General features: G+C 69.6%; 23 protein-coding genes. 13 read left to right on the forward strand and 10 right to left on the reverse strand.

Translation table 11 applies throughout. The features are described 5' to 3' along the window. Positions 1 to 12 precede the first annotated feature (12 nt). The 6 genes from ABZX02_RS20815 to ABZX02_RS20840 all read left to right on the forward strand — a co-directional run bounded on the left by ABZX02_RS20815 (position 13) and on the right by ABZX02_RS20840 (position 5,775). Positions 13 to 1,011 (forward strand): ABC transporter permease, encoded by a 999-nt coding sequence (locus tag ABZX02_RS20815; protein WP_355300217.1) that lies wholly within the window; start codon positions 13 to 15, stop codon positions 1,009 to 1,011. A gap of 25 nt (positions 1,012 to 1,036) precedes the next feature. Further along, positions 1,037 to 1,936, forward strand: a complete 900-nt coding sequence (locus tag ABZX02_RS20820; RefSeq protein ID WP_355300269.1) for an ABC transporter permease — start codon at positions 1,037 to 1,039, stop codon at positions 1,934 to 1,936. Continuing rightward, a complete protein-coding gene (locus ABZX02_RS20825) occupies positions 1,936 to 3,096 on the forward strand; it encodes an ABC transporter ATP-binding protein (RefSeq protein ID WP_355300218.1) in 1,161 nt (386 codons plus the stop codon). Before ABZX02_RS20820 ends, ABZX02_RS20825 begins: the two co-directional genes overlap by 1 nt. After that, positions 3,093 to 4,085 (forward strand): dipeptide ABC transporter ATP-binding protein, encoded by a 993-nt coding sequence (locus ABZX02_RS20830; RefSeq protein WP_355300219.1) that lies wholly within the window; start codon positions 3,093 to 3,095, stop codon positions 4,083 to 4,085. Before ABZX02_RS20825 ends, ABZX02_RS20830 begins: the two co-directional genes overlap by 4 nt. 323 nt (positions 4,086 to 4,408) lie before the next feature. Further along, on the forward strand, positions 4,409 to 5,245 hold the full coding sequence (gene mshB / locus ABZX02_RS20835; RefSeq protein ID WP_355300220.1) for an N-acetyl-1-D-myo-inositol-2-amino-2-deoxy-alpha-D-glucopyranoside deacetylase: 837 nt from the start codon (positions 4,409 to 4,411) through the stop codon (positions 5,243 to 5,245). A 53-nt stretch (positions 5,246 to 5,298) separates the two neighbouring features. Continuing rightward, entirely contained in the window at positions 5,299 to 5,775 is a 477-nt protein-coding gene (locus tag ABZX02_RS20840; protein ID WP_355300221.1) for a hypothetical protein, read from the forward strand. Here the strand turns inward: ABZX02_RS20840 and ABZX02_RS20845 are convergent. Next, positions 5,751 to 6,473 (reverse strand): GNAT family N-acetyltransferase, encoded by a 723-nt coding sequence (locus ABZX02_RS20845; RefSeq protein ID WP_355300222.1) that lies wholly within the window; start codon positions 6,471 to 6,473, stop codon positions 5,751 to 5,753. The genes ABZX02_RS20840 and ABZX02_RS20845 overlap by 25 nt on opposite strands. 153 nt (positions 6,474 to 6,626) lie before the next feature. Between ABZX02_RS20845 and fdxA the strand changes: the two genes are divergently transcribed. Both fdxA and dapC read left to right on the forward strand, forming a co-directional pair. Beyond that, positions 6,627 to 6,956 carry a ferredoxin gene (gene fdxA, locus ABZX02_RS20850; RefSeq protein WP_218130387.1) on the forward strand — a complete coding sequence of 110 codons (330 nt, stop codon included), beginning with the start codon at positions 6,627 to 6,629 and terminating at the stop codon, positions 6,954 to 6,956. Further along, entirely contained in the window at positions 6,953 to 8,050 is a 1,098-nt protein-coding gene (gene dapC, locus ABZX02_RS20855; RefSeq protein ID WP_355300223.1) for a succinyldiaminopimelate transaminase, read from the forward strand. Before fdxA ends, dapC begins: the two co-directional genes overlap by 4 nt. Here dapC and ABZX02_RS20860 read toward each other — a convergent pair. The 3 genes from ABZX02_RS20860 to ABZX02_RS20870 form a co-directional block, all read right to left on the reverse strand. After that, a complete protein-coding gene (locus ABZX02_RS20860; protein ID WP_355300224.1) occupies positions 8,040 to 8,945 on the reverse strand; it encodes a hypothetical protein in 906 nt (301 codons plus the stop codon). The genes dapC and ABZX02_RS20860 overlap by 11 nt on opposite strands. 80 nt (positions 8,946 to 9,025) lie before the next feature. Next, positions 9,026 to 9,982: a 2,3,4,5-tetrahydropyridine-2,6-dicarboxylate N-succinyltransferase gene (gene dapD, locus ABZX02_RS20865; protein WP_355300225.1), complete on the reverse strand. Its 957-nt coding sequence runs from the start codon at positions 9,980 to 9,982 to the stop codon at positions 9,026 to 9,028. A 25-nt stretch (positions 9,983 to 10,007) separates the two neighbouring features. Further along, positions 10,008 to 10,421 (reverse strand): hypothetical protein, encoded by a 414-nt coding sequence (locus ABZX02_RS20870; protein WP_355300226.1) that lies wholly within the window; start codon positions 10,419 to 10,421, stop codon positions 10,008 to 10,010. A gap of 59 nt (positions 10,422 to 10,480) precedes the next feature. Between ABZX02_RS20870 and dapE the strand changes: the two genes are divergently transcribed. The 3 genes from dapE to ABZX02_RS20885 all read left to right on the forward strand — a co-directional run bounded on the left by dapE (position 10,481) and on the right by ABZX02_RS20885 (position 12,928). After that, positions 10,481 to 11,548 (forward strand): succinyl-diaminopimelate desuccinylase, encoded by a 1,068-nt coding sequence (gene dapE, locus ABZX02_RS20875; RefSeq protein ID WP_355300227.1) that lies wholly within the window; start codon positions 10,481 to 10,483, stop codon positions 11,546 to 11,548. A 17-nt stretch (positions 11,549 to 11,565) separates the two neighbouring features. After that, positions 11,566 to 12,345 carry a TIGR00730 family Rossman fold protein gene (locus ABZX02_RS20880; RefSeq protein WP_355300228.1) on the forward strand — a complete coding sequence of 260 codons (780 nt, stop codon included), beginning with the start codon at positions 11,566 to 11,568 and terminating at the stop codon, positions 12,343 to 12,345. Positions 12,346 to 12,406: 61 nt separating this feature from the next. Further along, a complete protein-coding gene (locus ABZX02_RS20885; RefSeq protein WP_355300270.1) occupies positions 12,407 to 12,928 on the forward strand; it encodes a TIGR00730 family Rossman fold protein in 522 nt (173 codons plus the stop codon). On the opposite strand, the gene ABZX02_RS20890 is transcribed toward ABZX02_RS20885, so the two are convergent. After that, positions 12,899 to 13,951, reverse strand: a complete 1,053-nt coding sequence (locus ABZX02_RS20890; RefSeq protein ID WP_355300229.1) for a winged helix DNA-binding domain-containing protein — start codon at positions 13,949 to 13,951, stop codon at positions 12,899 to 12,901. The genes ABZX02_RS20885 and ABZX02_RS20890 overlap by 30 nt on opposite strands. Positions 13,952 to 13,961: 10 nt before the next feature. Beyond that, positions 13,962 to 15,464, reverse strand: coding sequence for a CocE/NonD family hydrolase (locus ABZX02_RS20895; RefSeq protein WP_355300230.1), 1,503 nt, complete (start codon positions 15,462 to 15,464; stop codon positions 13,962 to 13,964). A 117-nt stretch (positions 15,465 to 15,581) separates the two neighbouring features. Between ABZX02_RS20895 and ABZX02_RS20900 the strand changes: the two genes are divergently transcribed. Together ABZX02_RS20900 and ABZX02_RS20905 are read left to right on the forward strand one after the other, a co-directional pair. Further along, complete coding sequence (locus ABZX02_RS20900; protein WP_355300231.1) at positions 15,582 to 15,920, forward strand: hypothetical protein; 339 nt, start codon at positions 15,582 to 15,584, stop codon at positions 15,918 to 15,920. Further along, positions 15,920 to 16,831: a glucosyl-3-phosphoglycerate synthase gene (locus ABZX02_RS20905; protein WP_355300232.1), complete on the forward strand. Its 912-nt coding sequence runs from the start codon at positions 15,920 to 15,922 to the stop codon at positions 16,829 to 16,831. Before ABZX02_RS20900 ends, ABZX02_RS20905 begins: the two co-directional genes overlap by 1 nt. On the opposite strand, the gene ABZX02_RS20910 is transcribed toward ABZX02_RS20905, so the two are convergent. Genes ABZX02_RS20910 through ABZX02_RS20925 form a run of 4 tightly spaced genes read right to left on the reverse strand, consistent with a single transcriptional unit; the run spans position 16,763 to position 21,163 of the window. Then, entirely contained in the window at positions 16,763 to 18,064 is a 1,302-nt protein-coding gene (locus tag ABZX02_RS20910; protein ID WP_355300233.1) for an ATP-binding cassette domain-containing protein, read from the reverse strand. The two genes, ABZX02_RS20905 and ABZX02_RS20910, sit on opposite strands and share 69 nt — an antisense overlap. After that, on the reverse strand, positions 18,061 to 19,410 hold the full coding sequence (locus ABZX02_RS20915) for an ATP-binding cassette domain-containing protein (RefSeq protein ID WP_355300234.1): 1,350 nt from the start codon (positions 19,408 to 19,410) through the stop codon (positions 18,061 to 18,063). The genes ABZX02_RS20910 and ABZX02_RS20915 overlap by 4 nt, the downstream gene beginning before the upstream one ends. Beyond that, a complete protein-coding gene (locus ABZX02_RS20920) occupies positions 19,380 to 20,003 on the reverse strand; it encodes a cytochrome d ubiquinol oxidase subunit II (protein ID WP_355300235.1) in 624 nt (207 codons plus the stop codon). Before ABZX02_RS20920 ends, ABZX02_RS20915 begins: the two co-directional genes overlap by 31 nt. After that, positions 20,003 to 21,163, reverse strand: a complete 1,161-nt coding sequence (locus ABZX02_RS20925; protein ID WP_355300236.1) for a cytochrome ubiquinol oxidase subunit I — start codon at positions 21,161 to 21,163, stop codon at positions 20,003 to 20,005. Before ABZX02_RS20925 ends, ABZX02_RS20920 begins: the two co-directional genes overlap by 1 nt. Positions 21,164 to 21,233 lie beyond the last annotated feature (70 nt).

Below are 21,233 nucleotides of genomic sequence, written 5' to 3' on the forward strand. Positions count from 1 at the left end.
TAGGAGCCCGCCGTGATCCAGTACATCCTCCGACGGCTGCTGATCTCCATACCCATTCTGCTGATCGGCAGCTTCGCCTGTTACGTCCTCGTCGCCACCGCCGGAAACCCCTTGGCGGAAATGCGATTCCGGCCCGGCGTCACCGAAGCCGACCTCAGGGCCGCCGAAGTCGCCCTCGGCCTGGACAAGCCCGTTGTCATCCGCTACTGGAACTGGCTCACGGACTTCCTGTCCGGTGACTGGGGCCAGAGCATCGCCCTCGGTCAGGCCAAGACCGCTGTCTTCCCGGCCGTCACCGACGCGCTGTGGACCACCGGACGACTCGTCATCGGTGCCGAACTCCTCGCTCTGACACTGGGTGTCGCGGTCGGCGTGCTCGCCGCCGTGCGCCAGTACTCGATCTTCGACTACCTCGCCACCAGCACCGCGTTCCTCATGTTCTCGATGCCGATCTTCTGCGTCGCGGTCATCGTGAAGAACTACGGCATCCAGTTCAACAACGTCCTGGAGTCGATGGGGCTGGACCGCTGGCTCACCACCGCGGGTCCGCGGCCCGGTGGGTTCACCGGCAGCTTCGGCGAAGTGATCTTCAAGTACACCGGCACGTTCCTGCTGCCGACGGTCGCGCTGATGCTGATCAGCTTCGCCGCCTACAGCCGGTTCGAACGTGCCTCGATGCTGGAGATCCTGCACTCGGACTTCGTGCGCACCGCGCGGGCCAAGGGCATCTCGCAGGGCCGCGTGATCTTCCGGCACGCGTTCCGCAACGCGCTCATCCCCGTGTCCACGCTGTTCTCGCTGAACTTCGGTGCCGTGCTCTCGGGCGCGATCATCACCGAGACGGTGTTCGGCTGGGCCGGCATGGGCACGCTGCTGGTCAACTCGGTGCGGCAGTTCGACCCGCCGATGCTGATGGGCTGGCTCGCCGTGACCGCGACCCTGATCGTGCTGTTCAACCTGATCGCCGACGTCGTGTACGGCATCCTCGACCCTAGGATTCGCCTTGGCTAACATCAACTTGGCGTCCGAGGGCGGCGTGGTGAACAGCGCTCCCCAGTCCGACTCCCACGAGTTCGACGCCACCAAGACCCGCACGCAGGGCCAGCTCGTCCTGCGGCGCTTCCTGCGCCACCGGCTCGCGATGGTGAGCCTCGCCGTCTTCGTGTTCCTCGTCCTCTTCGCGTTCGTCGGCCCGTTCGTCTGGACCTACGACTACGAGGACGTGACCAGCAAGTCCTACCAGCCGATGAGCGGCGCACACCCGCTCGGCACCACCCAGGTCGGCAAGGACATGCTCGCGCTGCTCATGCGCGGCACGGGCTACTCGCTGCAGATCGCGTTGATCGTGGCCGCGCTCGCGACCGCCATCGGCGTGACCTTTGGCGCCCTGGCGGGATACCTGCGCGGCTTCATCGACACCGCGCTGATGCGCCTCGTCGACCTGTTGCTGATCATCCCGCAGATCGCGGTCGCCGCGATCGTCGTCAAGGGCTTCTCGGGCAGCTGGTACGTGGTCGCCCTGGTGCTCGCGGCGTTCGCGTGGATGTCGATCGCCCGCATCACCCGCGGTGAGACGCTTTCCTTGGCGCAGCGGGAGTTCATCGAGGCGGCACGTGCCTGTGGCGCCTCGACGCCGCGGATCATCTTCAAGCACCTCGTGCCGAACATGATCGGCAGCATCACGGTCAACGCCACGCTGGCGATCGCCGCCGCGGTGCTGACCGAGGCCGCGCTGTCGTTCCTGGGACTGGGAGTCCAGCCCCCGGACACCTCGCTCGGCGTGATCGTGCTGGAGAACTACGGGCAGTTCATGAACCGGCCGTGGCTGTTCTGGGGTCCGTTCATCGTGCTCGTGTCGCTCTCCCTCGCCGTCAACTTCATCGGTGACGGCCTGCGCGACGCGTTCGACCCGAGGCAGACGAAGGTGCGTGCCTGATGAGTGTTTCCGAACTGTCGGAGGACTTCCTGCCCTCCAAGACCACCGCACCTCTGTTGTCGGTCAAGGACCTGAGCGTCACGTTCCCGACCGACGACGGTGACGTCCGCGCCGTGCGCAACGTCTCGTTCGACCTCAACCCCGGCGACGTGCTGGGCATCGTCGGCGAGTCGGGCTCCGGCAAGTCGGTGTCGTCCATGGCGATCATGGGCCTGCTGCCCAAGAACGCCGTCATCGAGGGCTCGATCCGCTACCGCGGCGAGGAGCTGAACGGCCGCACCTACAAGCAGATGCAGCCGTTCCGCAGCAAGCACATCTCGATGATCTTCCAGGACCCGATGACGTCGCTGAACCCCGTCTACACCGTGGGGTGGCAGCTCGCCGAGACCTACCGCGCGCACCACGACGTCTCGAAGAAGGCGGCGTGGGCCAAGGCGGTCGAGTCGCTGGAACTGGTCGGCATCCCGCAGCCGGACAAGCGCGCGGCGCAGTACCCGCACGAGTTCTCCGGCGGCATGCGGCAGCGCGTGGTGATCGCGATGTCGATCATCAACGATCCCAGCGTGATCATCGCCGACGAGCCGACCACCGCGCTCGACGTGACGGTGCAGGCGCAGATCCTCGACACCATGCTGCGCATCCAGACCGAGACCGACGCGGCGATCGTCATGATCACGCACGACCTCGGCGTGGTCGCGGGCATGGTGAACCGCGTGCAGGTGATGTACGGCGGCACCGTGGTCGAGTCCGGCCCGGTCGACGACGTCTTCGAACGGCCGCGGATGCCCTACACGGTCGGGCTGCTGGGTTCCGTCCCGAACCCGTCCACGCTGGGCAAGCGGCTCACCCCGATCAAGGGCGCGCCGCCCTCGCTGGTGAACCTGCCGACCGGCTGCTCGTTCTCGCCGCGCTGCCCGCTCGTCGCCGACGTGTGCCACGAGTACGAGCCGCTGCTGGAGGAGGCGGGCGCCGCGAACCACACGACGCGCTGCCACCGCTGGGAACACCTGGCGAACATCGAGACGCCGCAGAGGCTGTTCCTGCACGACGAGATCGGCACCGTCGAGAACCCCGCCGCGTTCGCCGCGGCCAACCCCGACGAGTCGCTCGAAGTGACCGCCGTGCACGGCTCGTTGATCACCGATGAGGAGGCGAAGTGACCGCTCCGCTGCTGGAGGTCACCGACCTCGTCAAGGAGTTCCCGGTGCGCGGCAAGGGAATCATCCCGCGCAACGTCGGCACGGTGCAGGCCGTGTCCGGGGTGTCGTTCACGCTGCACCCCGGCGAGACGCTCGGCCTCGTCGGCGAGTCCGGCTGTGGCAAGTCCACCACCGGCCGCGCGATCCTGCAGCTGCACAAGCCGACCTCGGGCTCGGTGAAGTTCGAAGGCCGCGAGCTCACCTCCATGAGCACCAAGCAGCTGCGGCCGCTGCGCAAGGACATCCAGATCGTCTTCCAGGACCCGTACGCGTCGCTGAACCCCAAGTGGCAGGTCAACGACATCATCGCGGAACCCCTGGTGATCCACGGTGTCGAAGGCGGCGTGCAGCGGCGGGTCAACGAACTCATGGAGCTCGTCGGCCTCAACCCCGAGCACCGCAACCGCTACGCGCACGAGTTCTCCGGCGGTCAGCGCCAACGCATCGGCATCGCCCGCGCGCTGGCGCTGAACCCGCGGTTCATGGTGCTGGACGAGCCGGTGTCCGCTTTGGACGTCTCGGTGCAGGCCGGCGTCGTGAACCTGTTGGAGGAACTGCAGGAACGGCTCGGCCTCGCCTACCTGTTCGTGGCGCACGACCTCTCGGTGGTGCGGCACATCTCGGACCGGGTCGCGGTCATGTACCTCGGCAAGATCATCGAGATGGGCGAGCGCGAGACCATCTACGGCAAGCCGATGCACCCGTACACGCAGGCGCTGCTGTCGGCCGTGCCGATGCCGGACCCGAAGGCGGAGCGCAAGCGCCAGCGGATCGTGCTGACCGGTGACGTGCCGTCGCCGGTCAACCCGCCGTCGGGGTGCCGCTTCCGCACGCGGTGCTGGAAGGCGCAGGACATCTGCGCGACCGAGGAACCGAAGCTGGAACGGCGCGGCGGCCCGGAGGGAACGCTCTCCGCGTGCCACTTCGCCGAAGAACGAGTGGTGGTCTGACCACCACGCCACGAAGTGAGACACCGGCCCGAGGCCGCGCCGAAAGGGCGCCCTCGGGCCGGTTCGTTTTGGTGGCCGAGGTCTGTGCTGTCGGCTGGGAAGGCATTGCCGAGCTGGATTCTCGTTGCTGGACAACGGTTTGGGTGCCGCGCTGCAACCGCGCCACGAGCTTCGCGAGATCGCGTCGGTCGTCCGGTCAACCGCTCTTGTCGAATTCGGCGAAGCCCAATTCGACAAGAGCGATTCGGCCGGACGACCGACTTCCCGGCGATCTCGCCGCCCCTGCGGAGCAGGGGCCATTAACACAGCTTTACTCTGTTTCAGTGACCCTGACTGCCCCACCACGGTTGCTCTTCGTGCACGCCCACCCAGACGACGAGAGTCTGTGGACCGGCGGCACCATCGCGCGCTACGCCTCCGCCGGCGCGCACGTCACCGTGGTCACCTGCACGCTGGGAGAAGAGGGCGAGATCATCCCGCCCGCCCTGGCGCACCTCGCCGCCGACGAGGCCGACCAACTCGGCGGTTACCGAGTGGGCGAACTCCGGTCGGCCTGCGCCGCGCTCGGTGTGACCGACCACCGGTTCCTCGGCGGCATCGGCCGCTGGCGCGACTCCGGCATGGTCGACGTGCCGTCCAACGCGAAGCCGCGCGCGTTCATCCAGGGACCGCTCGACGAGCAGACGGCTCAGCTGGTCGAGATCCTGCGCGAGGTCAAGCCCCAGGTCGTGGTGAGCTACGACGCGTTCGGCGGCTACGGCCATCCCGACCACATCCGCGCGCACGAGATCACGGTCGCCGCGTGCGCCCAGGTCTCGGACGTCGAGCGGGTGTTCTACGCGGTGACGTCGCGGGACGCCACGAGCGCCGGGGTCGCGGCCCTGGGAAACGTTCCGGAGGCGTTCCGGTTGCCGGAGGCGGGCGAGTTGCCGGTGACGCCGGATGAAGAGATCACAACGGTTGTGGACGTGTCGGAGCACCTGACGGCCAAACGGCGTGCGTTGAGGGCACACTCGACGCAGGTCAGTGTGTGGGAGGGCGGGTACGCGTTGTCTAACGACATCGCGCAGCCGCTCGTCGGTGCCGAGTACTACGTGCTCGCCAAGGGGTCCGCGGCCGGCGCGGAGACGGATCTGTTCGGAGGACTGGGTGACCGCTAGTGCGATGACCGCGTTGGTCGCCGGGGCGTGCCGGCGCTCGGCGGGGGGCTGCGATGCACCCGTCTGACCGCCAGGACGACACGACGGCGACCGGTGGCCACCGCACCGGCTGGCGGGTGCTCCTGCTGCTGCTCCTGTGCGTCGAGGCGGCGGTGCTCGCCGTGCTCGAGACGATCTACCTGCCCCTGCGCTTCGACGGCACGCTGCTGCCGGAGCTGGCGGACTTCCCCTTCCCCGTGACGATCGCGGTGGCCGCCGTCATGACACCGGTGCTGGTGTCGTGGGCGGCCTCGCTGTCCACCCGCGTGTTCACGGCGTCGCTGCCGCTGCTCGTGTGGTTCTTCACGCTGATGATCTTCGGGTACCTGGAGCCGGGCAGCACCGGGAGCTCGACCCTGCTGCTGCAGGACTGGCGCGGGCTGCTGCTCCTCGCCGCCGGGGCGTTCCCCGGTGCGGTGGCGGTGGGGGCCGTGATGGCGCGCAACGCGGCCAACCGGCCCGGCCTCTACGAGACCGCCGGGATCCAGTAGCGGTAGCGGTGGTGCTCGGTGCAGCCGAGCTCCTCGTACAGCCTGATCGCCGCCTCGTTGTGCTCGGCCACCTGCAGCACGCACGTCGTGGCGCCCTGGGTCAGGCCCCAGCCCGCCAGCTCGCCCATCAGCCGCCGGGCGAGGCCCTGACGGCGGTGCGACGGGCGCACGGCGAGGCGGGCCACGTGCAGGACGTCCTCGACCACGGCCCCGCGGACGGCCGCGACCACGACGCCGTCCACGACGATCGACGCGAAGCAGACGTTCGGGCCGCTGCCGAGCACGTGCCGCTGGGCGGTGGTGATCTCGGATCCTGCCGTCAGTTCCCACCATCCGGGAAGATCACGACTCTCGACTACGCCGTCCGCGAACTTCTCCAGCGGACCGGTCATCACGAGCGACTCGGCGCCGCCCGGATGATCCAGATCCACCCTCCAGCCTGCGGCTTCGACGCCGGACTCCGCGGGTGAGCCGTTGACCACATGCGCGGTGGGTTTGATGCCGTGGTCACGGGCGAACCGCTGCACGAGCTTCAGCGCGTCTGGGATCGGCATGCCGGGATCGCCGCAGGTCAGCGTGCTGTTGGCGCGGCCGGTGAAGCCCTCGGCGGCGCGCATCCACCAATTTCCGAGCGGAACTTCTGCCAGGGCGGGCCATGCTCGCGCGCAGAGCGTTTCCAGGTGATCCACGGTGTGCACCCGTCCATCCTGACTAGGTTGGGAAGAGGTTTTCCGGGGAGGGGTTGTGACGTGTCACACCGCACAGCTAAGGCAAGCCTGACCGGGTGATACTCGAACGTGCCGCGTACTCTCCGGCTTGCGCGGTGTGACCAGATGAAGTTGGAGAGCGCAGTGACTTATGTGATCGCCCAGCCGTGCGTGGATCTGCTCGACAAGGCGTGCATCGAAGAGTGCCCTGTCGACTGCATCTACGAAGGCGACCGGATGCTCTACATCCACCCCGACGAGTGTGTGGACTGTGGCGCGTGCGAGCCGGTGTGCCCGGTGGAAGCCATCTACTACGAGGACGACGTCCCCGACGAGTGGAAGGACTACACCAAGGCGAACGTCGACTTCTTCAACGAGCTCGGCTCGCCCGGTGGCGCGTCGAAGGTCGGCAAGGTCAGCGCCGACCCGGAGTTCGTGAAGGCGCTCGCACCGCAGGCTGCCGAGGGGCATTGATCATTCACAGCAGGGGTCCGGCTCTGCCGGACTTCCCGTGGGACCAGTTGGCAGACCACGCCGCCAAGGCGCGCAAGCACCCCGGTGGTGTGGTCGACCTGTCGGTCGGCACCCCGGTCGACCCGGTTCCCGCGGTGATCCAGGCCGCGTTGTCGTCGGTCGCCGACGTCCCCGGTTACCCGACCACCCACGGCACTCCCGAACTGCGCGCGGCCTTCGTCGCCGCGGTGGAGCGCCGGTACGGGATCGTCGGGCTCACGGCGGACGCGGTGCTGCCCACGATCGGCTCCAAGGAGCTCGTCGCGTGGCTGCCCACCCTGCTCGGCGTCGGGCCGGGCGACGTCGTGGCCGTGCCCGCCGTCGCGTACCCCACCTACGAGGTGGGCGCGCTGATGGCGGGGGCCGAGGTCGTCCGCCTGGCCGACGGCGAGCTGCCGCCCGCCGGCACGAAGCTCGTGTGGCTCAACTCGCCCTCGAACCCGACCGGGCGGGTGCTGTCGGCCGCGCAGCTGAAGGACGCGGTGGCCGCGGCCCGTGCCGTCGGCGCCGTCGTGGCCTCGGACGAGTGCTACCTGGCGCTGCCGTGGGACTCCTCCCCGGTGTCGGTGCTGCACCCGTCCGTTGTGGACTCGTTCGACGGCGTGCTCGCGGTGCACTCGCTGTCGAAGTCGTCGTCGCTCGCGGGCTACCGGGCCGGGTTCGTCACCGGTGACCCGGAACTGGTCGCGGGCCTGCTGGAACTGCGCAAGCACGCGGGCATGATCGTGCCGCGGCCGGTGCAGGAGGCCATGCGGGCCGCGCTCGAGGACGACGCGCACGTGGCCGAGCAGCGGTCGCGCTACCTGGCTCGGCGCGAGGTGCTCAAGCCCGCCCTGGAGGCGGCCGGGTTCACCGTGTCGCATTCCGAGGCCGGGCTCTACCTGTGGTCGTCGCGCGGCGAGGACGCCTGGGAGACCATCTCCTGGCTGGCCGACCGCGGGATCCTGGCCGCTCCCGGCACGTTCTACGGCCCGCAGGGCGCGCGGCACGTGCGGATCGCGCTCACGGCCACCGACGAGCGGATCGCCGCAGCCGTCGAGCGACTCAAGGTTTGAGAGCCGACCAGACCCTGCGGGTGAACTGGTTCGGCGGCACCGCGTCCGTCGTCAGGCGGACGCTGGTGCTGATCTCCTCGCCGCTCAGGCCGAGGCCCAGCACCAGGTGCCAGTGCAGGTCCCACAGGTCGGCGAACGCGTCCAGCTCCACGTCCGCGTCCGCGCTCACGTGCAGCACCGCCGGTTCCGCCACGCGCACGACGCGTTCCACCGCCCGCACGTCCCGCGTGTTCGTGCGGAAGCTGAACTGCAGGTCGACCGTCTCGCTGTCGAGCCCGTACGTCGCGTACGAGTGGCAACGGTGGTGCGGCAACGACAACGGCTGGTTCGTCTCCAGGTAGAGGTCGCCCTCGAACCGCAGCGTCGGCGAGTGCTGGCTCAGGGTCGCCCGCGCGCTCACGAACTCCCAGCCCGGCATGTCGAGCTTGGGCACCAGCAGTTCCAGCACCTCACCACGCCGCGCGGACCTCGTGCGCTCGCCCGAGCGCCACGGGATCTCCCTGCTATACGGCTCTTTCTTCGTCACGAACACGTACGGCGCGTTGTCGGTCTGCAGGCTCAGCACGACGACCGTGCGGTTGCGCGCCCAGTCGAACGCGACGGTGGTCAGACCCGGTGCCACGCCGTCGAAGTGGCTCTCCACGCGCGGCCACCACGAGGACAGCTCCTCGGCCGGGGCGCCCTTGACGTAGCGGCCCTTCTCGTCGACCCCGACGATCCACATCGCCTCGGAGCCGCGCGCCGCGTTGCACAGGGCCGCGATCTGCCGGGCCGCCTTGCCGTGGTCCACCGGCCACTGCGTCTTGAACTCCACGAAGGAGTCCTCTGACTGCGCGCCCTGGAGGGCACGTTCGATGGCGGCTCGGGCGTTCAACTCCAGTCGCTGTTTCAGCACGTGCACCTCCTCCGTCCAGCTGGCCGGGGCCCAGCCTGCATCAGCAGACCGGGCCCCGGACACCGAGTTTTCGAGGCCCCTCAGTCGTTCGCGTGCAGAGCCGCGTTCAGTTCGACGCCGGTGCCCTTGCGGGGCTTCACCAGGACCGTGCCGGTCACGGAGTCCCTGATGAACAGCAGGTTCGATTGTCCGCTCAGGGAGACCGCCTTGACGACCTCCCCGTCCGGAAGCGTGACCTTCGTGCCCGCGGTGATGTAGAGGCCCGCCTCGACCACGCAGTCGTCGCCGAGCGAGATGCCGAGGCCCGCGTTGGCACCGAGCAGGTTGCGCTCGCCGATGCTGATGACCTGCTTGCCGCCGCCGGACAGGGTGCCCATGATCGACGCGCCGCCGCCGACGTCCGAGCCGTCGCCGACCACGACGCCGCCGGAGATGCGGCCCTCGACCATCGAGTTGCCGAGCGTGCCGGCGTTGAAGTTCACGAAGCCCTCGTGCATGACCGTGGTGCCGGCCGCGAGGTGGGCGCCCAGGCGGACGCGGTCCGCGTCGCCGATGCGGACGCCGGACGGGACGACGTAGTCGACCATGCGCGGGAACTTGTCGACGCTGTAGACCGTCACCGGGCCGCGCACGCGCAGGCGGATGCGGGTCTGCTCGAAGCCGTCGACCGCGCACGGGCCGTGGTTGGTCCACACCACGTTCGTCAGCAGGCCGAAGAGACCGTCGAGGTTCGCGCCGTGCGGCTGGACCAGGCGGTGGCTGAGCAGGTGCAGGCGCAGCCAGACGTCGTAGGTGTTCTCCGGGGCCGCGTCCAGGTCGATGGCGACCCTGACGCCGACGACCTCGACGCCGCGCTCCAGGTCCTCGCCGAGCAGCTTCGCGGCGGCCTCACCGAGCGCCTCCGCGATCTCGGCCGACGACACGCGGGTGGTGCCCAGCTCGCCCGCCTCACCGAGGGCGGGGGACGGGTACCAGGTGTCGAGGACGGTGCCGTCCGGGGTCACAGTGGCCAGGCCGATGCCGTATGCGGTGCTCACGGGTACCGAGCTTAGTCCGACGGGGTCAGTCGGGGACCTCGGCGCTGAAGTACAGCGAACCCAGGTCGCCGCGGGTCGCGATGAGCGCCTCGTTGCACTTCGACTGGCGCGCGTCGGTGCTCGACACGTTGTCGACGCGCACCTCGCCGCACCGGTGCGCCTCGAAGTCGCCGACCGCCGTGAGGAGGCGCGGCAGGACCTCGCTGACGTCCTGCTGGACCTGCTTGCCCTGCAACGACTCGTCGAGCTCCCGGGTCATGGTGCTCACCTCGTGGACCCAGCCGGCGCAGTCGGCCGGGGTGAAGCTGTGCTGCGACCCGCACGGCGCGGTGAACAAGGCCCTGATCTCGCCGCACTGCCGGTCGCACGCGGCGGGGGCCTCACCGCACGCGGTGGCCGTGAGCAGCAGGGAGATGACCAGGAGTGTGCGCTTGATCACGCGCTGCACCGTATCCGCCGAACGGCTCAGCGCCCAAGCCGCCGCAGTAGGGTGACCGCGTGTCCGACACCCTTGATCTCCTCGCCGACCCGATCGACCTGACGACCTCGCTGGTGGATGTCCGCAGCGTGTCCGGGGAGGAGGCGGAGATCGCGGACCTCGTCGAACGGTCGCTCCGGCTGCACGCGCCGCACCTGGAGATCACCCGTTCGGGGAACGCCGTGCTGGCGCGCACCTCGCTCGGCCGCGGCCGGCGGGTGGTGCTCGCCGGGCACCTGGACACCGTGCCGATCAACCAGAACTTCCCGAGCCGCCGCGAGGGCGACGTGCTGCACGGCTGCGGCACCGTCGACATGAAGGGCGGCGACGCGGTCATGCTCGCGATCGCGGCCCTGAGCGCCGACGCGCGCCACGACCTCACGTTCGTCTTCTACGACTGCGAGGAGATCGAGGCCGAGCGCAACGGCCTGACGCGCATCCAGCGCGACCTGCCGGAGTGGCTGCTGGGCGACCTCGCGATCGTCTGCGAGCCGTCGAACGGCGTGGTCGAGGCGGGCTGTCAGGGCACGCTCCGCGTCGAGGTCAGGACGTCCGGCAAGCGGGCGCACACCGCCAGGGCGTGGATGGGCTCCAACGCGATCCACGGCCTGGGCGAGGCGCTGCGGCGCCTGGAGGCGTACGTGCCGCGGCAGCCCGAGATCGACGGCTGCCACTACCACGAGGGCCTGCAGGCCGTGAAGATCAGCGGCGGGGTCGCGGGCAACGTCGTGCCGGACGAGGCCGTGCTGACGGTGAACCACCGCTTCGCGCCGGACCGGTCCGTCGAGCAGGCCGAGCAGCACGTGCGCGAGGTGTTCGACGGGTTCGACGTCGTGCTCACGGACTCCGCGGCCGGCGCACTGCCCGGACTCGGCGCTCCGGCGGCGGTCGAGCTGGTCACCGCCGCCGGTGGCACGCCCGTGGCCAAGCTGGGCTGGACGGACGTCGCGCGCTTCGCCGCGCTGGGCATGCCCGCGGTCAACTTCGGGCCGGGCGACCCGACGCTCGCGCACACTCGGGAGGAGCACGTGCCGGTCCACCAGATCACCGAGTGTTTCGCCGTGCTTAAGCGATTTCTGCTGGACTGATCACTAGAATCTCAGTGATGACGGAAGAGAAGAAGAACGGCGCCGTCGACGAGCGCCCCACCGAGAAGCAGCGCGGCCCGGTCGTGCTGAGGCGTGACCGCAAGGACGAGCTGACCACCACCGACCAGCGCCTGCTCGACTCGCGCGGCCCGTCGGACTGGGTGCACACCGACCCGTGGCGCGTGCTGCGGATCCAGGCGGAGTTCGTCGAGGGCTTCGGCGCGCTCGCCGAGGTGCCGAGCGCGGTCACCGTGTTCGGGTCCGCGCGGACCGGCCGGGACCACCCGGAGTACCAGCTCGGACGCGACCTGGGCGCGGCGCTGGCCGAGGCCGGGTTCGCGGCGATCACCGGTGGCGGACCCGGTGCGATGGAGGCGGTCAACCGCGGGTGCTCGGAGGCCGGCGGGTTCTCGATCGGCCTCGGCATCGAGCTGCCGTTCGAGCAGGGCCTGAACCCGTGGGTCGACCTCGGTGTGAACTTCCGCTACTTCTTCGTGCGCAAGACGATGTTCATCAAGTACTCGCAGGCGTTCATCTGCCTGCCGGGCGGGTTCGGCACGCTCGACGAGCTGTTCGAGGCCCTGACCCTGGTGCAGACGAAGAAGGTCACCAAGTTCCCGGTGGTCCTGTTCGGCACGCAGTACTGGCAGGGGCTCTACGACTGGATCCAGAACTCCGTGCTGGAGGGCGGGAAGGTCGGCGAGAAGGACCTGGCGCTGCTGCACCTGACCGACGACATCGACGACGCCGTGAGGGTCGTCAAGGACGCGCACAAGGCGTGGGCCGACGCCCACTGAGCCGGGAGCCGCGCACACCTCCCGGCGGCGAGGTGGAAACATCAGCGCGGTGTACATAGCTGTGTATTGCGGAAGCCTCGCCACGGTGCCCCAGAGCTACGTCGACCTCGCCGCCGAGGTCGGCCGGCAGATCGCGGCCCGCGGCTGGCACCTCGTGTGGGGCGGCGGGCAGACGTCCATGATGGGCGCGGTGGCCCGCGAGGCCAGGGCCGGTGGCGCGCACACCTACGGCGTGATCCCGAAGGGGCTCGCCACCAGGGAGATCGCCGACCGCGAGTCGACCGAGCTGCACGTCGTCGACACCATGCGCGAGCGCAAGAAGATGATGGACGACAAGGCCGACGCCTTCCTGACGCTGCCCGGAGGCATCGGGACCGCCGAGGAGTTCTTCGAGGTGTGGACGGCCGGCGTGCTCGGCATGCACGGCAAGCCCGTGGTGCTGCTGGACGTCGACAACCACTACAAGGGTCTGGTCGAGTGGCTGATGGAGTTGCGGGACAAGGGTTTCGTCTCGCACGCCGCGCTGAAGTCGCTGATCGTCACGGACGACGTGTCAGTTGCTCTTGACGCTTGCGTCGTCTAGTCCCTTGGCCTTGGCCAGCAGTTGGGTCTCCGGCAGGAGGTCCGGCAGCGGGCGGTACGGGGTCGCGGTGACCTCGAAGCGCTTGCCGGACACCACCCTGCCCTGCCAGGAGCCCGCGATCTCGCCGTCGACGAGGATCGCGCCGCGGCGGCCGAGGATGCGGAAGATGTCCTTCTGCGCCGCCTTGTCCGGCAGCAGCAGGTCGCGGTCGCGCGCCTGCAGGTACGGGTCGGTGGGCGGGAGCAGCCGCACGTCCGGTGGTTCGGCGTCGACGATCTCCAGGCCTTCCGGCAGCCAGGCCTTCTGACCTTCGACAGTCACCTCGACGAGGCCCTCCTTCGGCCAGCGCTTCTTGAGCTCCCGCGTCGAGGTGCCGAAGTAACTGGCCACATCGGACGGTCCCGCAGGGCCGTGCAGGGTCAGGTAGCGGTGGATCAGCTCGTCGAACCCCGCCGTCTTGCGCGGGACGCCCGGCCAGCCGTGGATGCGTTCGAACGTGACGGTCTTCTCCTCCGGGATGATCCGGAGGCCCGCGGGCAGCGCGCCGAGGCGGAAGATCGGGTCGCTGACGTGCTCGGTCTGACAACCCCGGCACGGCTCGACGGTCTGCTTCGGTGCCAACGGGGTGAGGGCCTTGCTGACCTCGCCCTTGGTCATCGGCTTCGTGACGATCGAGCGCATCGCCGTCGAGATGTGCCGCAGGGCGTCCAGGAGGTCGTCGACCTTCGGGCGGGCGGCACGGGCGCGCGCGTCGGCGTCGCTCCACGGCCACAGGGCCCGGGAGAACGCTTTCAGCTCGCCGGCGCGGTGCAGGTGCGGGGCACCGCGGACCGACCAGGTCACGGTGAAGTCGTCTGTCGTCGGTGCGTCCAGCCTCGCGGCGAGACTCAGCAGCGCCGAACCGGCGGTGTTGTCCTGGACGCCCAGGGAGAACACCGCCAGCTCGGTCGCGTCGCCGGTCCGCCGGTCCAGCTCGTGCTGGTGGATCCGGTGGAGGAGCACCTGTTGCCGGGTGAGGTCCACCCGGACATTCTTACGCCTTCGGAACCGTGAGGCTCGACGGTCCGAAGGTGACGGTTGAGCCGCGAGTCGATTCCGTCAGGTAACGGGGGTCGACCGTGTCGATCACCAGTGCGAGCCGGTTGCCCGGAGCCACGTTCCAGACCGTCGGTTCGAGCTCGACGTCGAGCGTCTGGGTGCGGCCCGCGCCGGTCACCTTCACCGGCTTGTGCGTGACCAGCGCGCCCAGGCCGAGCGGGCCCACCTCGTACAGGTACGCGAACAACGTCGTCGTCTCCGCACTCGGCGTCACGGTCAGCTTGAGCTTCGGCGTGCCGGCCAGCGTCGCGCCGCCCCAGTACACCGGGCCGTGCCACACGCCCGCGACGTTGCGGTCGACGAACGGCAGCGAGACCCCGGTCGGGATGTTCAGGAACCCTTGCAGCGCACCGGAGAGCAGGATCGTGCCGCTGTCCGCGACCGTGCCCCAGCCCGCGGTGATCCGCTTGCCGTCGAGCTGCAGCGTGTCGGCGTTGCCGTTCGGCCAGGCCCCGAACTTCTTCCACGTGCCACCGTTGTTGGGCTTGAGCTGCACCGGCTGCTCGGCGTCGATGCCGTTGGCCGTGCCCTTGACGTAGCGGTCGAACCAGCGGCCGACCGACTCCCAGATCTCGTTGGGCAGACCGGCCGCGCCGAACAGCTCGGCGGTGGCGTGGTCGCCCGGCGAGAGCATGAGCCGCTTCGGGCCGGTGAGCTTGCCGTAGAAGTCCGCGATCTGGCCCGGCGCGAAGATGCCGTCGTTCCAGGCGTTGCCGAGCATGACCGCGGTGCCGTTGGCGTTGATCTGGGCGATCTTCGTGGCGGTGGCCGCCGAGCGTTCGGCGGAGATCGGCACGACCTCCCAGAACCTGCCGTCGCGGTAGGCGTCCTCGGCCTCGACGAGGACCGGGCCCGGCCGTCCGGTGGCCTTGCCCGCCGCGAGCAGGACCTCGACGGCCTGCTTGTTCACGGTGTTGTTGGGGTAGAGCGACCGGGCGAGGTCGGTCCACGTGCTCAGGGCCGCCGCGGCCTTGATGCGCTTGTCGTTCGCCGCCGCGAGCAGGGACTGCCCGGCGCCGTAGGAGATCCCGGCCGCGCCGACCTTGGAGCCGTCGGCGTGCGCGTTCGTGATCGCCCAGTCGATGACCTTGCTGACGTCACCGACGGTCTCGGGTCCGGCGACGTCGATCGTGCCGCCGGAGTCCCAGAAGCCGCGGCTCGTGTAGCTGACCACGACATAGCCGGACTCCTTGGCGAGCTTGGCCGCCGCGCCGACGTACTCGATGTTGGGCACCGCCCAGCTGGACGGCATGACGAGCAGCGGGAACGGGCCGCTGCCCTGACCGGTCGGCTCGACGACGAGGGCCTTCAGGACCGTGCCGCCGACGCCGGGGATGGAGCGGTAGGTGATCTGGTGTCCGGGTGCCGCCGTGGCGGCAACAGGAGCACCGAGCAGGGTTGAGAGGAGTACCAGGACTAAAACAAGTGATCGTCGCACGCTGGTCCTCCTTGACCATGACGTAGATCACACAGGGTTGTTACCGGGGAGTAAACCAGGTTGCTACTCGTGGGTAGCAAGAAGCTGTGAGCCAGCTCACTGTCTACGCTGGGTGGCGTGAACCGATTCCGCGTCACTGAGCTGCCGAAAGACCGCGTGCTGGTCGTTGCGCATCTGACCAGCGCGGAAGCACTGGTGCGGGCGGTCGAGGACGGTGCCGACGTCGTCGAGTTCGACGGCGAGCTGGAATTGCCGTCGCTGTCCGAAACGTTGGACGTGGTGACGATCCCAGCAGGGGACGAGGACTTCACGCTGGCGGCCGCCACGGTCGCTGCGATGTCCGGAGCACGCGCCGTTCGTGCGTCCGACGTGCGGCAGGCGAGGAAGGTCGTGGAGATGGTGGCGAGCGTTCAGGGGACGCGTCCGCCGGCCAGGGCGCTGCGGGCGCTCGCCTGATGCTGCCCTCGGTCGAAGCCTGGTTCGCCTCGCACACCTGGCAGCAGCCGTCGTGGACGGTGGACGAGCTGGTGGCGCTCAAGCGCGGCCGGACGGTGTCCGTCGTGCTGCCCGCGCTGGACGAGGAGGAGACCGTGGGGGACGTGGTCTCCGTGGTCCGCCCGCTGCTCGGGACGCTCGTCGACGAGCTGGTGGTCATGGACTCCGGCTCCACCGACCGGACCGTCGAGGTCGCCGCCGCCGCCGGTGCGCGGGTCGTGCTGCGCGAGGACGTCGTCCCGTGGTTGCCGCCGGTGCCGGGCAAGGGCGAGGTGCTGTGGCGCTCGCTCGCCGCGACCACCGGCGACCTGGTCGTCTTCCTGGACTCCGACCTGGTGGATCCCGAGACCGCGTTCGTCACGGCGCTGCTCGGGCCGTTGCTGCTCGACGGTGACGTCCACCTGGTGAAGGGCTTCTACCGGCGGCCGTTGCGGCTGGAGAGCTCCGGCGGCGGACGGGTCACGGAACTGGTGGCACGGCCGTTGCTGAACACCCTGCGGCCGGAGCTGTCCGGTGTCGTGCAGCCGCTCGGCGGCGAGTACGCGGCCACCCGGTCCTTCCTGGAGTCCGTGCCGTTCGCGGCCGGGTACGGCGTGGAGATCGGGTTGCTGCTGGACGTGCACCGGCTGCACGGCCTGTCCGCGCTGGCGCAGGTGAACCTCGGCGTGCGCAAGCACCGGAACCGGTCGCTGCTGCAACTCGGCGCGATGTCGTCGCAGATCATGGGCACGGCGCTGGCCCGGTGCGGGGTCGAGGCCGAGTCCGGTCCGCTCACCCAGTTCGTGCAGGTGGGCGGCGAGTGGCTACCCGACTCGACCGACGTGGTCGTGGCCGACCGGCCCCCGATGGTGCACGTGGTCGAACAGGGCTAGCTGCTCGGTCCGGTGCGTCACGACCAGGGCGGTGCCCCGGCTGTGGTCGAGGACCTTGGCGAGCACGCGGTCGGCCTGTTCGGGGTCGAGGCCCTCGGTCGGTTCGTCGAGCAGCAGGACCTCGGGGCGGGCGAGCACGGACCGGGCGAGGACCAGGCGTTGCCGCTGGCCGCCGGAGATCTCCTCGCCGCGTTCGCCGACGACCCGGTCCCAGTCGAGGTCGAGCTCGGCGATCTCGGCCGCGCGGTCGAGTTCTTCCTGCGTGGCACCGGGTTTGGCGAGCAGGACGTTCGTGCGGACCGTGGTGTGGAAGACGTGCGCGTCGGCCAGCGCGCCCTTGCTCGGTTCGAGCTCGCGCGCGACGGCGTTGAGCAACGTGGTCTTGCCCGCGCAGCTGGGGCCGACGACGGCCGTCCTGCCGCTGAGTTCCGGGACTTCGGGGACGTGCGGTGGGTCCGGCTCGTCGGTGGGCTCCGGGGCCGGCCTCGTCAGCGCCGCGAGCGGAACGGTGATCTCGAACGTGGCGACGGCCGCCATGACCAGCCAGGCCGGTTCGTGCTGGGCCAGCAGGAGCAAGGCCGTGCCGAACTGGACGGCGATCGCCAGCGGGGTCAGGTCTCGCGTGCGTTCCTTACGGGACAACGTCTTCGCGGTCCTGGTGGCTGCGGCCAGCCGCTCCTCGAACAGGCCGTACGCGATGAGCTCTTCCTTGCTGTGCACCAGTTCGGTGGCCTGCTCGGTCAGCTTCGCGCGCAACGGCGTGAGGTCGCGCGGGTTGCGGACGGCGAGCCAGGGGAGCAGCACGAGGGTGATCAGCAGGCCGCCGGCTAGCGGCAGCGAGAAGCCGGAAACGACCACGACGGTCGCGCCGGTGGCCGCCGCGGTGATCCACGGGAGGGTGACGCGCAGCCTCGTGTCGAGGTGCTGGTCGACGTTCGTGACGACGCGGGTGAGCGCGGTGCCGGACGGGACGTGGCGACGGCGCGCGAGGTCGTCGTAGACCCGGCCGCGCAGCTCGACGGCCTCGCCGAGCACAGCTTTGTGGCTGGTCAGGCGTTCGAGGTAGCGCAGCGCGCCCTTGGCCAGCGCGAGCGTGCGCACGGCGACGATCGCCACGGTCAGCGCCGCCATCGGCGGGTGCTCGGCGGCGCGCATGATCAACCACGTGGCGGTGGCGGTGAGGCCGACGCCCGCCAGTTCGGCGAGCGTGCCGACGACGATCGCGAGCTTCATACCCGGACCACTCTGTCGACCTCGCCGAGGAGGGCTTCCCGGTGCGCGACGATCACGGCGGTGCGGCCTTTCGTGTAAGTGCGTGTTGCCTGGAGCACAAGGGACTCCGTTTCGGCGTCGAGGTGGGCGGTGGGTTCGTCCAGCAGGAACAGCCCGGCCCGGCGGCGGTCCAGGGCGTTGGCCAGCGCGACCCTTTGCTGCTCGCCGGACGAGAGGTTCGCCGGGACGAGCGTCGGGCGTTGCGGCACCCAGGACAGCGCCTCGAGCCACTTCGCCCGGTCTATGTCCGCGAGGTCGACGCCACCGACGAGCACGCGCCCCTCGTCCGGGCGCACGAAACCCAGCAGCAGCCCGAGAACCGTGCTCTTGCCCGCGCCGCTCGGACCGACCAGTGCGATGCGGTCGCCAGGTTTGATGTGCAGCGAGAAGTTCTTGAGGCTGCGGACCGACACGTTGTCGAGCACGATCTCGGCCCCCGCGAGGTCCGGTGGCATCACGCCTTTGGTGTCGTCGTGCTGCGGCACCTTCGCGAGGACCGCACGACCCTGGGCGCTCGCGTGGTACTGCGCTCCGGCGGATCGGAGCGGCAGGAACGCTTCCGGGGCAAGGAGAAGAACGAGCAGGGCGGTGTGCAGTGGCACCCCGCCGTCGAGCAACCGCAGGCCGACCGGCACCGCGACGAGCGCGACCGACATCGTCGCCACGAGCTCCAGGACGAACGCGCTCAGGAACGCGACCCTGAGCGCGGACATGGTCTCGGTCAGGTGCCGCTCGGCCAGCTTCCGCACGGTCGCCGACTGCGCCTCGGCCCGTCCGAACGCCCGCAGCGTGCCGATTCCCTTGACCACGTCGAGGAAGTGCCCGCCGAGGGTGGCCAGCGCGTCCCACTGCCGCGCCGTGCGTTCGCGGGTGTGCGCCCCGACGAGAGCACCGAAGACCGGGATCAACGGCAGCGTGACGAGGATCGTCAGCGCGGCGGTGAGGTCGGCGAACGCCAGCCTGGTCACCACCGCGAGTGGGACCACCACGGCCAGGACCTGTTGCGCCAGAAAGCCGACGGCGTACGGCGTCACGTCGTGCACGCCCCTGGTGACCAGCGTGGCGACCTCGCCGGCCTTGGTACCGGGCGAGCGCAGGAAGGCCTCCCGCACCCGCGTCCGGGTCCGTTCGGCGGCCCGGTGGGCCCACTCGCGGTGCAGCCACCACACCAGCACCCGTGCGCCGATCACGAGGCACAGCAGGAGAAAACCGGTCCCGCCGCTCAGCACGGACGCCAGCAGTTCGGCCTGCGCCAGCGCCAGGAACGGGACGGGGATCAGCGCGAGGAGAGGGCGACGATCGACCACTGCAACACCACCACCAGCGGGATGATCGGGATCGCGACCCACGCGAGCAGGCCGAGCGTGTCGGGGTGCGCCATCAGCCCGGTGACGTCGATCGAGCCGAACGCGAGCGGGATCGGCAGCGCGCAGAGCGACGCCGTGACGGGGAACAGCTTCCAGCGCCGCGTCTGGAACACCCAGCCGTGCACCGCGAACAGCACCGGCATCACGAACGCGACCGGCCACGGCGCGTCCAGCAGGTGGGCGAGGAACAACCCCCAGCCCGCGGACACCATCAGCGCGCCGGTGAACACGAGCCACCACCAGAGCCGCAGCTGCACGGACGCCATGAACAGCACCAGTCCGGCCAGCAGCAGCGTGAACGTGCTGTGCGCGCCCGAGAGCAGCTCGCCCTCGAGCCGGGGGAACGCGGCGAACAGCACGCCGATCGCCGCGACCAGCCACACCTCGTTGCCGAGGAAGAACTGCGTCACCGAGCGGTAGGTCTCGGCGCGGGAGCGGAACGGCAGCAGCAGGCCGCTGCCGTAGTCGAAACCGGCCAGCGCGAAGTACCCGGCGGTGAGCACACCGAGCACGGTCAACCACAGGGCTTCCATCAGAGGGTCACCACCATCGGCGAGACGGGAGCGGGCGCGACGTCCGGGCCGCGGCGGACCGCACGTGCGATCAACGCCCAGTCGACGCAGGCCAGCAGGACGAACAACGACGTGAACACGATGAGCGACAGCAGGATCTGCGAAGCGTCCACATGCGACACCGCGTCCTCGGTGCGCAACAGGCCGTAGACGAGCCACGGTTGCCGTCCGACCTCCCGGAACATCCACCCGAAGATCGCCGCCGCGAACGGGAACGGGATGCCGATCACCATGAGGTAGAGGGGGAAGCGCATCCGGATCACCGCGTCCTTGATGAGCAACGGCAGCGTCAGCCAGCTGATCGCCGTCAGCCCCATCCCGATCAGGATCATGAACCCGAGCGGTGCCCCGATCCACGGCGCCGCCTCGGTCTTGCCCGGCTGGTACTGCGCGATGACGGGGAACTGCGCGAACCCGGCGCCGATCAGCGACGGCGTGGCGAGCGCCGTGGTCACCACGCCCAGCCGCAGCGAGCGCCGGAAGAAGTCGACCTCGGGGGTGCGCCGGATGAAGTGGTACGCCGAGACACCGGTGAGGAACACGCCGCCGACCGTGATCGACGCGAAGACCACGTGCGTCAGCGCGGAGGTGAACGTCGGGTTGGTCAGCAGCGCGCCGAAGTCGTCCAGCCGCAGCACGTCCCCGTCGACCCGGTAGCCGACCGGGTGCTGCAGGAACCCGTTCGCCGCCATGATCCAGAACGCCGACGCGAACGCCGTCAGCGCGGTGGCGTACAGCAGCGCGAGGTGCAGCCAGCGGTTCAGCTTCCCCCAGCCGAAGATCCACAGCCCGAGGAACGTCGACTCCAGGAAGAACGCGATCAGCGTCTCCAGCGCGAGCGGCGCCCCGAACACGTCGCCGGCGTAGGTCGCGAGGCCCGACCAGTTCAACCCGAACTGGAACTCCATCACGACGCCGGTGACGATCCCCAGCGCGTAGTTGATCACGTAGATGCGGCCCCAGAACCGGGTCATCCGCTCGTGCACGGGCGCGCCGGTGATCGTGAACCTCGTCTGCATGATCACGAGCAGCGTGACCAGACCCAGCGTGAGCAGCACGAACAGGAAGTGGAACGAGGTCGTCAACGCGAACTGGAGGCGGGCGAGGTCTACGGCGCTCATGAGTAGGGAAGCTATGTGTAGCTCCGCTACTTATGAAGGCTTCGCGGCGCATCTCCGGGGGATCTCAGGG

The organism is Lentzea sp. NPDC003310 (genome assembly GCF_040610935.1).
GTDB lineage: Bacteria > Actinomycetota > Actinomycetes > Mycobacteriales > Pseudonocardiaceae > Lentzea.

What these genes read in the sequence shown, in the direction of transcription:
- ABZX02_RS20825 (WP_355300218.1), top strand. Translation starts at nt 1,936, where the DNA reads ATGAGTGTTTCCGAACTGTCGGAGGACTTCCTGCCCTCCAAGACCACC.
- ABZX02_RS20840 (WP_355300221.1), top strand. Translation starts at nt 5,299, where the DNA reads ATGCACCCGTCTGACCGCCAGGACGACACGACGGCGACCGGTGGCCAC.
- ABZX02_RS20880 (WP_355300228.1), top strand. Translation starts at nt 11,566, where the DNA reads ATGACGGAAGAGAAGAAGAACGGCGCCGTCGACGAGCGCCCCACCGAG.
- ABZX02_RS20905 (WP_355300232.1), top strand. Translation starts at nt 15,920, where the DNA reads ATGCTGCCCTCGGTCGAAGCCTGGTTCGCCTCGCACACCTGGCAGCAG.
- ABZX02_RS20910 (WP_355300233.1), bottom strand. Translation starts at nt 18,064, where the DNA reads ATGAAGCTCGCGATCGTCGTCGGCACGCTCGCCGAACTGGCGGGCGTC.
- ABZX02_RS20920 (WP_355300235.1), bottom strand. Translation starts at nt 20,003, where the DNA reads ATGGAAGCCCTGTGGTTGACCGTGCTCGGTGTGCTCACCGCCGGGTAC.
- ABZX02_RS20925 (WP_355300236.1), bottom strand. Translation starts at nt 21,163, where the DNA reads ATGAGCGCCGTAGACCTCGCCCGCCTCCAGTTCGCGTTGACGACCTCG.